At 40.6% G+C, this 14,125-nt stretch carries 11 protein-coding genes; 4 read left to right on the top strand and 7 right to left on the bottom strand.

Annotated features, from left to right (window positions below; all coding sequences use genetic code 11):
* Positions 1 to 4: 4 nt before the first annotated feature.
* Entirely contained in the window at positions 5 to 1,384 is a 1,380-nt protein-coding gene (gene ffh, locus AB8618_RS04440) for a signal recognition particle protein (protein WP_413401473.1), read from the bottom strand.
* Positions 1,385 to 1,607: 223 nt separating this feature from the next.
* On the opposite strand from ffh, the gene AB8618_RS04435 reads away from it, so the two are divergent.
* The gene (locus AB8618_RS04435) at positions 1,608 to 2,414 is read left to right on the top strand and encodes a cytochrome C assembly family protein (protein WP_138606286.1); all 807 of its coding nucleotides are present in this window, start codon (positions 1,608 to 1,610) and stop codon (positions 2,412 to 2,414) included.
* Positions 2,415 to 2,475: 61 nt separating this feature from the next.
* A complete protein-coding gene (locus AB8618_RS04430) occupies positions 2,476 to 3,744 on the top strand; it encodes an HlyC/CorC family transporter (protein ID WP_013464491.1) in 1,269 nt (422 codons plus the stop codon).
* A 55-nt stretch (positions 3,745 to 3,799) separates the two neighbouring features.
* Here the strand turns inward: AB8618_RS04430 and AB8618_RS04425 are convergent, their stop codons facing one another.
* Both AB8618_RS04425 and gshA read right to left on the bottom strand, forming a co-directional pair.
* Positions 3,800 to 4,408: a hypothetical protein gene (locus AB8618_RS04425; protein ID WP_008114460.1), complete on the bottom strand. Its 609-nt coding sequence runs from the start codon at positions 4,406 to 4,408 to the stop codon at positions 3,800 to 3,802.
* Positions 4,409 to 4,796: 388 nt separating this feature from the next.
* Positions 4,797 to 6,407: a glutamate--cysteine ligase gene (gene gshA, locus AB8618_RS04420; protein ID WP_418157336.1), complete on the bottom strand. Its 1,611-nt coding sequence runs from the start codon at positions 6,405 to 6,407 to the stop codon at positions 4,797 to 4,799.
* 394 nt (positions 6,408 to 6,801) lie between these two features.
* On the opposite strand from gshA, the gene AB8618_RS04415 reads away from it, so the two are divergent.
* A complete protein-coding gene (locus AB8618_RS04415; protein ID WP_413401468.1) occupies positions 6,802 to 8,349 on the top strand; it encodes a methyl-accepting chemotaxis protein in 1,548 nt (515 codons plus the stop codon).
* 63 nt (positions 8,350 to 8,412) lie between these two features.
* Here the strand turns inward: AB8618_RS04415 and clpB are convergent, their stop codons facing one another.
* The 3 genes from clpB to rluD all read right to left on the bottom strand — a co-directional run bounded on the left by clpB (position 8,413) and on the right by rluD (position 12,797).
* Positions 8,413 to 10,989 carry an ATP-dependent chaperone ClpB gene (gene clpB, locus AB8618_RS04410; RefSeq protein WP_413401466.1) on the bottom strand — a complete coding sequence of 859 codons (2,577 nt, stop codon included), beginning with the start codon at positions 10,987 to 10,989 and terminating at the stop codon, positions 8,413 to 8,415.
* Positions 10,990 to 11,085: 96 nt separating this feature from the next.
* Positions 11,086 to 11,817, bottom strand: coding sequence for a peptidoglycan editing factor PgeF (pgeF, locus tag AB8618_RS04405; RefSeq protein ID WP_409424982.1), 732 nt, complete (start codon positions 11,815 to 11,817; stop codon positions 11,086 to 11,088).
* 2 nt (positions 11,818 to 11,819) lie between these two features.
* Positions 11,820 to 12,797, bottom strand: a complete 978-nt coding sequence (gene rluD / locus AB8618_RS04400; RefSeq protein ID WP_010391291.1) for a 23S rRNA pseudouridine(1911/1915/1917) synthase RluD — start codon at positions 12,795 to 12,797, stop codon at positions 11,820 to 11,822.
* A gap of 141 nt (positions 12,798 to 12,938) precedes the next feature.
* On the opposite strand from rluD, the gene AB8618_RS04395 reads away from it, so the two are divergent.
* A complete protein-coding gene (locus AB8618_RS04395; RefSeq protein ID WP_413401464.1) occupies positions 12,939 to 13,703 on the top strand; it encodes an outer membrane protein assembly factor BamD in 765 nt (254 codons plus the stop codon).
* A 57-nt stretch (positions 13,704 to 13,760) separates the two neighbouring features.
* Here the strand turns inward: AB8618_RS04395 and AB8618_RS04390 are convergent, their stop codons facing one another.
* A complete protein-coding gene (locus AB8618_RS04390; RefSeq protein ID WP_008114445.1) occupies positions 13,761 to 14,099 on the bottom strand; it encodes a P-II family nitrogen regulator in 339 nt (112 codons plus the stop codon).
* Between the last annotated feature and the right edge of the window lie 26 nt (positions 14,100 to 14,125).

Genomic DNA, 14,125 nt, shown 5'->3' with positions numbered 1-14,125 from the left:
ATTCTTAAAATTTCGGGCCACCGCCACCCATCATTCCCGGTGGTAACATCCCTTTCATGCCACGCATCATTTTTTGCATGCCACCTTTACCTTTCATTTTTTTCATCATTTTTTGCATTTGGGTAAACTGCTTAAGCAGCTTATTGATCTCTTGTACTTGAGTACCCGACCCAGCTGCAATGCGCTTTTTACGCGAACCTTTAATGATTTCAGGGCGTGCACGCTCTTTTTTCGTCATAGAGCTAATAATCGCTTCCATTTGAATAAAGGTTTTATCACCCATTTGGCCTTTTACTGCATCTGGGATGTTTTGCATGCCTGGCAGTTTATCAAGCATCGACATCATGCCGCCCATATTTTTCATCTGCTTTAATTGATCAGCAAAATCATCCAGTGTAAAACCATCACCTTTAAATACTTTTTTCGCTACTTTTTCTGCCTGCTCTTTATCTACTTTCATCTCGACTTCTTCGATTAATGAAAGTACATCACCCATGCCTAAAATACGTGAGGCGATACGATCAGGGTGGAAAGGTTCAAGTGCATCAGTACGCTCACCAACACCCATAAACTTAATAGGTTTCCCGGTAATATGACGAATAGATAACGCAGCACCACCACGGGCATCACCGTCTGTTTTAGTTAAAATCACACCGGTAAGCGGTAGAGCTTCATCAAATGCTTTTGCAGTGTTTGCAGCATCTTGACCTGTCATTGCATCAACAACGAATAAAGTCTCGATTGGGTTAATTGCACCATGAAGCGCTTTGATTTCATCCATCATGTCATTATCAACATGCAAGCGACCTGCAGTATCGACTAATACCACATCAATAAATTTCTTTTTCGCGTGAGAAATAGCAGCTTGTGCTATATCAACTGGCTTTTGTGAAATGTCACTTGGGAAAAATTCTACATCTACTTCTATTGCTAATGTTTCTAACTGCTTAATTGCCGCAGGACGGTATACATCGGCACTCACTACCAGCACAGATTTTTTCTTGCGCTCTTTTAAAAACTTAGCCAGTTTACCCACACTGGTTGTTTTACCAGCACCTTGAAGACCCGCCATCATCACAACAGCCGGAGGTTGCGCGTTAAGGCTTAGCTCTTCATTAGCTTCACCCATGGCCTTTTCAAGTTCTTCACGAACAATTTTTATAAATACTTGGCCAGGACTTAAGCTTTTAGTAACTTCAATACCCACTGCGCGTTCTTTAACTTGTTTTACAAACTCGCGAACAACAGGCAACGCCACATCGGCTTCTAAAAATGCCATTCGTACTTCACGAAGTGTATCTTTAATGTTGTCTTCAGTTAGGCGGCCACGGCCACTAATATTTTTTAGGGTTTTACCTAATCGTTCTTGGAGGTTCTCAAACATGTAACGGTTCCGAAAAGACGTTGAAATCAACTCTATTAATAAGGTCGATGTTATTAAAATTCAATTAGAAATAGTATACCGTAAATGGTGGCATACAATACAGTGCTGAAATGCTGCTTATTGAGTTTCTTTTTACAGGGTCTATGCATTTGCTTTGCTATAAAATACAATGGCCACATAACGAACACGAATTATTTGACTTCAATTAAGTGGCCAAAGCAAAATGCTGATTATTAGTTTAACTATTATTGCCAGTTTATTTTATGTGTTAGCAACGTCTCACGTGCTTTCGCGGTTGTTTCATCATCAGGGCCCGAGCCAAAAAGTTACTATTATACTCAGTACTGTCGCTATTTTGGCGCACATGCTGCTTTTAGTAAATTCGGTATTTAGAGCTGATGGACAAGATTTAAGCATTGTTAATGTGGCATTACTGACATGTTGGATTATCGTGCTGTGTGTTACTACCGTTTCTTTGAAGTTTCCCGCGACCTTGCTACTACCTGTAGTTTATGGTTTTGCTGCGCTATTAACAATTTCTAGCTTATTTATCCCTCATCATGTTCTATTACAAAGTATTAATGTAGAGCTGGCACTAGTTGCGCATATATCACTGTCATTATTAGCCTACTGCATTTTAATTATTGCCACTTTGTATGGCGTACAGTTTTACTTTATTGATAAGCGCTTAAAACGAAAAGACCTAGCGATAGTTCACAGTCACTTACCGCCGCTAATGGTAGTGGAGCGCCAACTTTACCAGTTATTAAACTTAGGCACCGTATTATTAAGTGTGGCGCTTATTACCGGATTTGTATTTCTAGATGGCATGTTTGCCAAAGAGTTTATTCACAAAACAATCCTATCCTTAGTTGCTTGGGCCATTTTCACTACAATTGCGGTTGGCCATGTAAAACGTGGTTGGCGAGGAAAAGTAGTGGTAGTAAGTATAATGATCGCTGCTTTTACACTCACACTCGCTTATTTTGGTAGCCGTTTTATACAAGAAGTGGTCCTGAATAAGTTTTAACTTGACTCTGAAAGCTCACTCTAGCTTAATACGCATTGGTTTATAAAAAAAGGATCCATCGTTGGACGACATATCGACAAGTACCCTGTTTATCATATTAGGCTTATTGGTGCTTTTTTCTGCTTACTTCTCCGGGTCAGAAACCGGAATCATGTCAATCAACCGTATTCGTTTGCGACACCTCGCTAAAGAGAACCATCGTGCTGCGAAACGCGTTAGTAAATTACTGAGTCGACCAGATAGGTTGATAGGTCTGATACTCATTGGTAATAACCTGGTTAATATTGCTGCAGCTCAGGTAGCCACCATTATTGGTATACGCTTGTATGGCGATTTAGGTATTGCCATAGCGACAGGTGCATTAACACTTGTTGTACTAATTTTCGCTGAAGTAACGCCAAAAACATTGGCTGCCCTCTATCCTGAGCGAGTCGCTTTTCCCAGCTCTGTGATACTCAAAGGTTTGTTAAAAATACTCTTCCCGTTTGTGGTTGTTGTTAACTGGATGACCAACGGCATATTACGCTTATTTGGTATTAGTGCTGCACAAATAGATGAGCACAGCATGAGTAAAGAAGAATTAAAAACCGTGCTTAATGAATCAGGGGCTTTGATCCCGGCGCGCCATCAAAGTATGCTGACCTCAATTTTAGATTTAGAACAGGTTACCGTTGAAGATATTATGATACCCCGCAATGAAATTGTGGCGATTGATATCAACGATGACTGGAAAATAATTAGTAAACAGCTGACTCATGCTCAACATACTCGCGTACTTTTATATCGCGACAATATAGATGATGCAGTGGGATTTATTCACTCTCGTGATGCATTGCGTCTTCTTACTAAAGAGCAATTCGATAAACCTTCGCTACTGCGCGCTGTACGTGAAATTTACTTTATTCCTGAGGGAACGTCGCTTAACACCCAACTACTGAAGTTCCAATTATCAAAAGAACGAATTGGTATTGTTGTTGATGAATATGGCGATATCCAAGGCTTAGTTACTCTAGAAGATATTCTTGAAGAGGTTGTGGGCGATTTCACCACTACTCAAACTCGTACACCGAGTGAAGAAGTAACCACACAAAATGATGGCTCTTATATTGTTGATGGTGGTGCTAACGTGCGCGACTTAAATAAAGAAATGGGTTGGGAATTCCCATTAGATGGCCCTAAAACGCTAAGTGGCCTCATTGTTGAGTACTTAGAAGACATCCCTGATGCTAACTTAAGCATTCGTATTGCAGGTTATCCGGTTGAGGTACTTGAAGTGAAAGAAAACATGATTAAACAAGTTAAAATTCAGCCCAATAAACGTAAAAAATAAACCAACAAAAAAGGAGCCAAATGGCTCCTTTTTTATTAATCTGGGTTTAGATTAGTTAAAAGAATAAACGCTCTAACCAACCTTTGTCTAAATCATCCTCACAGCGTCTTAGCTGTGCTCCATAACGGCTTGCACGATGTTTTACTTTATTGGCAACGCTCATTAACCACTTTTTCTTACGATAAGTGCCTCGCTTATAACCGCCCCACCCTTCGTGATAATTTAAATACTGTGCGTAAGCATCCCATTTAGAAACACCATTAACTTTGTGAGTTTTATAAACAAACCACGCCATAAAATCGATCGCATCTTCAAATTCATCTCTATCAGCACCACTATTACCTGTTTCACGAATATAATCAGACCAAGTTGGAGTTTTAGCTTGAGAATAACCATAGGCATCACTTGCGCGGCCGGTTGGAATTATCCATAAAAAGTATTCCATAGGCGGTGCAGCATCATGACGAAAAGAACTTTCTTGATACATCATGCTCATTAATACGTGTTTGGGAGAGCCCCACTTATCTTGCGCGTCTTTAGCATCAAAATACCAGTCAGATTTCTCTTCAAAGATTTTACAAATATCTTCGGGTTGCTTAGGTGGCGCAGTGGCACACCCCGCTAAAGTAAGCACTAGAGATAAAGTAATAATATTTTTTTTCATTTTTTAAGATCTCACTGAACTTTTTAAAAAAGCGTGGGTCTGAATCTATGAATGCAGCAGTACAGCATTGTTTCATCCCTAAAGAATATTTACGCAGCTACTATGAGCTGCGTTTTTTTTGCCTACTACTTACTAGGGTCTGTTGACCTTTCAAGGTTGAATTTGCAGCAGTTTGTTTGGTATTTAGGCAAGGCAAAGCCTATGTAGTGTGGTTATTCCCCATAAATAGGCTATAACGCAGCATCAATGCCAAACAGGCGCTGCCCTTCGGGTTATGCCTAGGAACAATTTACTCTTTGTTGCTCGGTTTTTACTTAGCCCACTAGGTTACAAACCTCGCGCCGCGATTAAACCGCTCCTAGTTTGAACAAATTGTAACCAACAAAGGTCAACAGACCCTGAAATAAGTATCTAAAAATGCAGTAAATGATTGATTATCAGCTTGCTCAATTGCTTTTTGAGCTTGGTAAGACTCTGTCGCTTGTTGCGCTAACCACGACTTTGAGAATTCAGTATAACTGGCTATATCATGGCTTTGTTTATACTTTTGAGCAAGTGAGAGTGCATAATGACCATTATCTAGCCCTGATGCTTTTAATTGCTCAACATAACGTCCTGAATAAGTTAATGTAGGATTTTGCACCCACGTTGCCATGCGCTTAATGGTGTTTGAGTAATAATCAACCCCGTACGCGCCATCCATCCACTTAGCAACATCAACGAGCTGATTAAATATTTCATCGCCCCATGATTCAAGACTGCGCTGCTCGTTATTAAAATTAAGCATTAGGCCTTTTTCTCGGCCTTGGTTTACCACTGTATCAAGGTTTTCAGTGCTTCGCGCTTGCTCTTGCCAGTCCATAGGCGCTGAGTCTTTTAATAAACAATAGGTTAAAAATACATCTAAGAAGTGTATTTGCTCTAAATCAATGCCAACTTCACTAAATGGGTTAACATCCAATGCACGAATTTCAATATATTCTATACCCGCTCTTAGTAGAGCATCAGTGGGTGTTTCGCCATTTTTAGCATTGCGCTTGGGGCGAATTGGCGAGTAAAACTCGTTCTCTATTTGTAGAATATTTTTATTTAATTGCTTTGGCTCTGCACTGGTGTAGTCGTCAATACTGCCATAAATATCTGAAGGCGTATTTATGGCTTTTTTAAGCCCTGCTACATATTCATCTAATGAGTTATACATTACGCGTAATGATGACTGTGCACTGTTGGTATAACCTAGATTACCTAATCGAAGCGCCGTGCCAACTTCTAAATATAAAGTACCTTTACCTAGCTTTTTAAACGGTAAATCACTTTTACGCCCTTGCAAAAATGAACTACACAATGCCGGTGACGCACCAAACATATAACTAATTAACCACAACTCGCGTTTAAAATTGCGAATTAATGCTAAGTACCCATCAGATATAAAATCTTCAAACTTCGCGCTACTTTGCTTTAATGAGTATAGTGACTGCCATAACGTTTCTGGAAAAGAAATATTAAAGTGCACGCCGGCAATCGCTTGCATCATACTGCCGTAACGGTTCTTTAAACCTTCACGATATAAGGTTTTCATTTTACCAACGTTAGAATCGCCAAATTGTGCTAATACAATATCGTCTTGATGATTTATAAAACACGGCATACTAATTGGCCACAACAGTTCATCGCCCATATGTTCTAGGGTGAACTTTTGTAAATCTTTTAGCTGTTGTAACGTTTGCGTTGATGACTCACTAACCGGTGTAATAAACTCAAGTAAAGACTCAGAAAAGTCAGTCGTGATATGTCCGTTGGTAAGTGCACAGCCAACCCCTTCTGGGTGAACTTGCTTAGAAATAGAACCATCAGGTTTAATTCTTAGTGATTCTCTCTCAATACCGCGCATAATACCTTTAATAGCATGCTGATTATCTGCATTAGATAGTGCGTTGAGCGTGTTCTTTAAATTATAAGTTGCCAAAAAAAGTTTCCTCGAGCCAAGTGGCTTAATCATAAGGTTATGGGGTCTAATTACCTTTACTCAAGATTAAATGAAGAAAAAACTATATGAATTTATTAGATATAGTTTTTAATGAATTTTAAACACGCTTTGTTTCACGCTATAAAAGATAATCTTGCCATTGCCACCAGCAATATACAATTTCTTTTACATATTATTTGCCACAATCCTCTCCTACCAACAACGTATTATTCCCCCCAATGCGAAAGGGTGAATCTCTTGTTAAAAGTTTGTCATAATTAAAAAATTCAATTACCCTTAAAATTGATAAAGATCATAAAAACATCAAAAAAAATGCCTTACTACCGCTATTTAAAACTTATCACTAACGTACATTAGTTTTAGTAATTACAATAGCCACCCCAATAAAGGATGATAAAGGATTACTATGCGTCGTAATCAAAGCTTGATAGATGAAGAAGTCACTTTTGAAGAGCAGCAAGAGTTAGTTTCAACAACCGATCTTCGAGGTGTTATTACCTATGCTAATCATGAGTTTTGCAGTATTGCTGGCTATGAAATGGATGAACTCATTAATAAAAACCACAATATAGTTCGCCACCCTGATATGCCTAAAGCGGCATTTAAAGAAATGTGGGACACCTTAAAGCAAGGCCATTCGTGGCGAGGGGCTGTAAAAAACTTATGTAAAGACGGCCGTTACTATTGGGTCGATGCATTTGTAACACCTATTTTCGAACATGGCCAATTGATTGGTTATCAGTCTGTGCGTGTAAAACTCTCGCAACGCGCAAAACGCAGAGCGCAGAAACTGTATGCCAAAATTAACGCAAATAAGTCACTATTTAGCTGGCGTGAGCACACCTCACTCAGACAGAGCTTGAGCATAGCCGGTGTTTTAGTTTGGTTAGCTAGTGTCGCTATTTGGGGGTCAATCGCAATTGCAGCGGTTAACTTGGTGGTGTGTATTATCATTTTAGCTTTAAATTATGATGAGCTAATAGCAACACCTGCGACCCTAAAACAGCAAAAAAGCCAGGCAGATTCAGTATCTCGCTATGTATTTAGTGGCTCACACCCTCACAGTATTAGTGATTACCGAGAGCAAATGCTTTGTGCCAAGTTAAAAACGGTACTAGGGCGTGTTAAAGACTCAACCTTGAGTTTTAATACTATTGCTCAAGGCTTAGATCAGCAATCGACGCTAACCGAGCAAGGAATTTCTTCTCAGGGAACTCAGCTTGAGCAAATAGCCACTGCGATGTCACAAATGAGCACCACCATTGGTGAAATTTCTAATAATACCAATAATACCGCAGATAAAGTGGGGATCACTTATCAAAGCTGCTCTGATATAAAAAGTCATATTGCCGATAACAGCAAAATGGTATCTGACTTAGCCATGCAAGTTGAGCAAGCGGCAACCACAGCCACAGGACTTGCCTCTGAGGCCGATAAAATTGGTCAGGTAATGAGTGAAATAGAAGGCATTGCAGAGCAAACCAATTTGTTAGCACTTAACGCAGCAATTGAAGCTGCCCGTGCTGGTGAGCATGGTCGAGGTTTTGCGGTGGTCGCTGATGAAGTACGCGCACTGTCTTCACGTACTCAAAACGCCACAGCTCAAATTCACAGCTCAATTAAAGAGATTCAAGATACTTTGTTTAGCTGGTCTAAAATCATGCAGAGCACGAAACAACAAGCCGATGACTGTGTGAACACCACAGGGCAAACACAACAAGAGCTGGATAGTATTTTTACTCAAATTAGTGAAATTTCACAACTTGCTACCGATATTTCAGCCGCCGCAGAGCAACAACAGGTGGTAAGTAGAGATATTGGCAGCAATGTTGAAAAAATTAAAGGCTTAGGAGATGACAATTTACAGCTCAGTTATAGCGTAGCGCATGGCGCTGCTAAATTGGTGGAAGGCTCACGAAAAGTAAATGATTTACTGCTTACCTTTAAAGTTTAATCCACCCACTTGAATCAAAAACAAAAAAGCCGCTGTTTTCAGCGGCTTTTTACTGTGCTCAGATTATCGGCTAGTAAACTCTAAGCCCTCACTACTTGCATCAATAACAATGATGCAGCCTGGTTGAAAATCATTATTAAGCAGCTTTTGTGCTAACGGATTTTCAATGGTTTGTTGTATTGCACGCTTAAGTGGGCGAGCGCCATAAACCGGGTCAAAACCACTAGCAGCAATCCGCTCAAGCGCAGCATCTGTCAATTCAAGTAAATAACCCATCTCAGTTAATCGTTCACGCAATTTACTTAACTGTATATCTGCGATTTCTTTAATATGGCTATGTGCAAGCGAGTGGAACACTACTGTTTCATCAATACGGTTAATAAACTCGGGTCTGAATTCATTATGCAGTACACCCATCACTTTGTTTTTCAGCTCGTCATAGTCATTACTCCCAGATTGCTCTTGGATAATGTCTGAACCTAAGTTAGAGGTCATAATGATAACCGTATTTTTAAAATCAACAGTACGGCCTTGACCATCTGTTAAACGACCATCATCAAGAACTTGTAATAAAATATTAAACACATCAGGATGCGCTTTTTCTATTTCATCAAGCAAAATAACCGAATAAGGTTTACGACGAACAGCTTCTGTTAAATAACCGCCTTCTTCGTAACCTACATAACCTGGAGGCGCACCGACTAAACGCGCCACTGAGTGTTTTTCCATAAACTCAGACATATCTATACGCACCATGGCACTTTCGGTATCAAACATATAACCTGCTAGTGCTTTGGTAAGCTCTGTTTTACCAACCCCTGTCGGTCCTAAAAATAAGAACGAGCCAATTGGACGATTCGGATCAGCAAGCCCTGCACGAGAACGACGAATGGCATTAGCCACCGCAACTACCGCTTCATCTTGCCCTATCACTTTATTGTGTAATTGCGCTTCCATTTGCAATAGTTTTTCACGCTCACCTTGAAGCATACGTGCCACCGGAATACCGGTCCACCGTGATAGAATTTCGGCAATTTCGTCCTCGCCCACTTGGTTTTTAAGTAAGCTCATTTCTTGCATTTCGGCTTGTGATGCTAAATCAAGCTTACGCTCAAGCTCGGGGATACGACCATATTGAAGTTCTGACATACGCTGTAAATCGCTTGCTCTGCGGGCTACTTCTAAATCAAGTCGTGCTTGTTCAAGCTCGGCTTTAATAACTTGGGTCCCTTGCAAAGAGGCTTTTTCGGCATTCCATACTTCATCAAGTTCACGGTATTGCACTTCAAGCTCAGTGATCAGCTCAACCATTTCTGCACGGCGCTTTTGACTCGCCTCGTCTTTCTCTTTAGCCAGGGCGTTATCTTCAATTTTTAATTGAATGATACGGCGCTCTAACTTATCTAAGGCTTCAGGTTTTGAATCAATTTGCAGTCGAATGGAAGAGCCCGCTTCGTCAATTAAATCTATTGCTTTATCAGGTAATTGGCGATCACTAATATAGCGATGTGATAACTGCGCTGCAGCAACAATTGCCGGATCGGTGATTTCCACTGAGTGATGTAATTCGTAACGCTCTTTTAGACCACGTAATATAGCGATAGTATCTTCAACCGATGGCTCTTCAATTAATACTTTTTGGAAACGGCGCTCAAGTGCAGCATCTTTTTCAATGTATTTACGATATTCATCTAAGGTCGTTGCGCCTACGCAATGAAGTTCACCACGTGCTAGTGCAGGTTTTAACATGTTACCCGCATCCATAGCGCCATCACTTTTACCTGCGCCAACAATGGTATGAATTTCATCAATAAACAAAATCACTTGGCCTTCTTCTTTGGCCAATTCATTTAAAACTGATTTTAAACGCTCTTCAAACTCACCGCGGTATTTGGCTCCCGCAACTAATGCACCCAAATCCAGCGAGAGTACACGTTTATTTTTTAAACCCTCTGGTACTTCACCATTAATAATACGTTGCGCAAGCCCTTCGGCAATCGCGGTTTTACCCACCCCAGGCTCACCAATTAACACAGGATTGTTTTTGGTGCGACGTTGTAATACTTGGATGGTGCGACGAATTTCATCATCACGGCCGATTACAGGATCAAGCTTACCTTGCTCTGCCCGCTCAGTTAAATCAATAGTGTACTTTTCAAGTGCTTGACGAGTTTCTTCAGCATTAGGATCATCAACTTTTTGACCACCGCGAATTGCTTCTATGGCAGTTTCAGCTTTGTTAGCGGTGATATTAAGTGCTTTAAATACACTGCCAAGCGGCCCTTTATCTTCACATGCAACTAATACAAACAGTTCGCTTGAGATATATTTATCTTTGCGTTTTTGGGCATACTTGTCACACAGATTAATAAGTGAAACCATGTTGTTTGACAATTGCACATCGCCACCAACACCTTCCACTTTAAATAACTTTTCTATCTCTTGAGATAGTTTGGTATTGAGCTCGTCAATGCTAATGCCCATTTGTGCAAACAAAGCGCGCACACTTGAGCCGCTTTGCTTTAATAAAGCATACATAAGGTGAACGGGTTCAATAAATTGGTGGTCGCGACCTAGCGCTAATGATTGCGCATCTGAAAGCGCAGACTGAAATTTACTTGTAAATCTATCTAAACGCATGGGGGTTTACCTATAAAAAAACGAATTACTTTATAAATGGGTATGTTAACGGATTTGTTCAAGGTATTGAGGGAAAAATAATCACTTAATGGTAATTTACTTGCGCCAAATCAAACTTGCCATACGACCGGTTAGGCCGTCACGTCGATAAGAAAAAAACTGATTATTTTGAGAGAACGTGCAGTATTCACCACCGCTAATATTCACAACACCCCGTTGATTTAGCAAAATGTGCGCAATGTGATAAATATCAGCTAAATATTTCTCGCTATTTTGAAGTTTAAACGCATCATGCAAAGCTGGATTATTGGCTGTAAATATTGCAACAACCTCTTGACCGACTTCAAATCGGTTAGCTCCTATTGCAGGACCTAACCACGCATGTAAATTCGCTGGCTCATATTTAAAACAACTAACTGTATTATTAATAATTCCTTGCACTAATCCTCGCCAACCGGCGTGAATTGCAGCCACTTCTTGGCCATCGCTTGAGGTAAGTAAAATAGGTAAACAGTCAGCGGTCATTATAGCTAAAGGTTGATTGCTTAACTGCGTATAAAGCGCATCTCCCGTCAGAGTTTGATTAGCGTCAAACGCTTCATCCACTCTAATTACATCAGCGCTATGAACCTGATTTAACCAAACAGCAGGGTTAGGCAGGTGGGTATTTACATGCGCTCGATTTTTTATAACATCTTGGCGGTTATCACCTACATGTAGCCCTAAATTCAAACTATCAAATGGAGGCTTTGATACGCCTCCATCCCGTGTAGTACTCAATGTGCCTACACCCTGAATAGGTTGCCATGTAGCTGATAAGCCGGACATAATTAACTAGCTATGTCTGGATTTGCTTTTGTATCTTCGCGCAGTGCTTGTGTCATCTGGACCATATCATCAGGGATAGGTGCTTGCCAGGTCATCATTTCACCGGTAATTGGATGAGCAATGCTTAATTTAACAGCATGCAGCGCTTGACGCTTAAAGCTACGCAGTAACTCAAACAGCTCAGGGGTTGCTCCTTTTGGTGGACGAGGACGGCCGCCATAAGACTGATCGCCAATTAGTGGGTGGTTTAAGTACGCCATATGCACGCGAATTTGGTGTGTACGTCCGGTCTCAAGGCGTAAACGCAAACGAGTATGAGCTCGGAACTTTTCTGCCACACGGTAATGCGTAATCGCTGGTTTACCCATTTCATGAACAGCCATGTGCGTACGTTGAGTTGGATGACGGCCAATCGCTTTTTCAACCATACCACCGGCAGTCATAGTACCATTACATAACGCTTCATATTCACGTGTGAAATTTTCGCGCTTTTGTAAGGCTTTCACCAGGTGAGTTTGTGCCTGAATCGTTTTCGCAACAACCATTAAACCGGTTGTGTCTTTATCAAGACGATGAACTATACCCGCGCGTGGCACGTTAATAATGTCTGGAAAATGATGAAGTAACGCATTTAACACAGTACCGTCAGGATTGCCTGCGCCCGGATGAACCACTAATCCCATTGGTTTATTGATAACTAAAATATCATCGTCTTCATAAACGATGTTTAATTTGATATCTTGTGCTTCGTATTCACGAGGTGCTTCTATTGTTGTTTCAACAGCCACAACTTCACCACCGAGTAATTTTTCACGCGGGGTGTTGAAAATTTCGCCGTCAACGGTGATTTTATCATCTAAAATCCACGTTTTTATCCGTGATCGTGAATAATCAGGGAACAATTGTGCTAATACTTGGTCTAGACGTTTACCACCTAAGTCTGTTGGGACCTCGGCTTGGAGAGATATTTGCTCTGACATTAGTAACTTTACCCAATTTACCAGTGCAAGCTTTGCTTGACTGGGTTAGAATCGCTTTTAATAAAAGCATAACATAATACGCATAGTTTACTCGGTTTTACCCACTTGGCCTAGCCGAAGACATCGAAGGTAACAAATAAAATGATAAATAAAATAGGGAAACGTGCATTCGCCATTGTTTTTTCAGTTTCAGTGCTTAGTTTAGGGGCTTGTTCGTCTGCACCTGACCAAGAAGACATTCAACGAGTACCAAACAGATCAGCACAAGCGCTATACGAAGATGCAAAACAAACGCTTGATTCTGGTTTATACGCACGTGCAATTGAACTGTTAGCGGCAATTGATTCTCGCTACCCGTTTGGCCCGTTTTCAAAGCAAGTACAAATGGATTTAGTGTACGCACATTACCAATCAGGTAATACAGAGCAGGCACTTGCTACCATTGACCGTTTTATTCGCTTAAACCCAAACCACAAAGATCTAGATTACATGTACTACATGCGTGGCTTGGTTAATATTAAAGCGGATAAAAATGCTTTCCAAGAGTACTTTGGTGTAGATAGAGCCGACAGAGACGCTAAACGTACCCGTGTAGCTTATACCGACCTATCAACCTTAGTTAAACGTTTTCCAGAAAGTGACTATGCGCCAGAAGCAAAACGTCGTTTAGTGTGGCTATTAAATCGCATGGCACGTTATGAGCTAAAAGTTGCGACTTACTACTACGAACGTGAAGCCTATTTAGCAGCTGCGAATCGCGGTAAGTTTGTGGTAGAGCACTACTCACAAAGCAGCTACTTAGATGCGGCACTAGCCATGATGGAAAAAAGCTACGATAAGCTTGGATTAACTGAATTAAGTGACAATGCAGCGCAAACGCGCAAATTTAACAGTAGAAATAAATAATACGAAAAAGGCGCTACTTTCAAATAAAAGTAGCGCCTTTTTTACTCAAGACTACGGTTATATCGCGTCTTCATCTTCTTCTGCAGTACGAATACGAACAACACGCTCCACCTCAGTGACAAATATTTTACCATCACCAATTTTGCCTGTTTGTGCGGTTTTAACAATCACATCAATAGCGCGTTCAACATCTTCATCACCAAGCACAATATCTAACTTTACTTTTGGTAAGAAATCAACCATATACTCTGCGCCACGGTATAGCTCGGTGTGACCTTTTTGACGCCCAAACCCTTTGACTTCACTTACTGTCATACCCGTAATGCCAACATCAGATAGTGCTTCGCGCACATCGTCGAGCTTAAACGGTTTAATGATTGCTTCTATTTTTTTCATATTAGTTACTTTTGAAAGCCTCAGTT

It is taken from the genome of Pseudoalteromonas sp. RW-H-Ap-1 (assembly GCF_048318575.1).
Taxonomy (GTDB): domain Bacteria; phylum Pseudomonadota; class Gammaproteobacteria; order Enterobacterales; family Alteromonadaceae; genus Pseudoalteromonas.
Note: the sequence above shows the minus strand (reverse complement) of the source record. Positions and strands in the feature narration are given on the sequence as shown.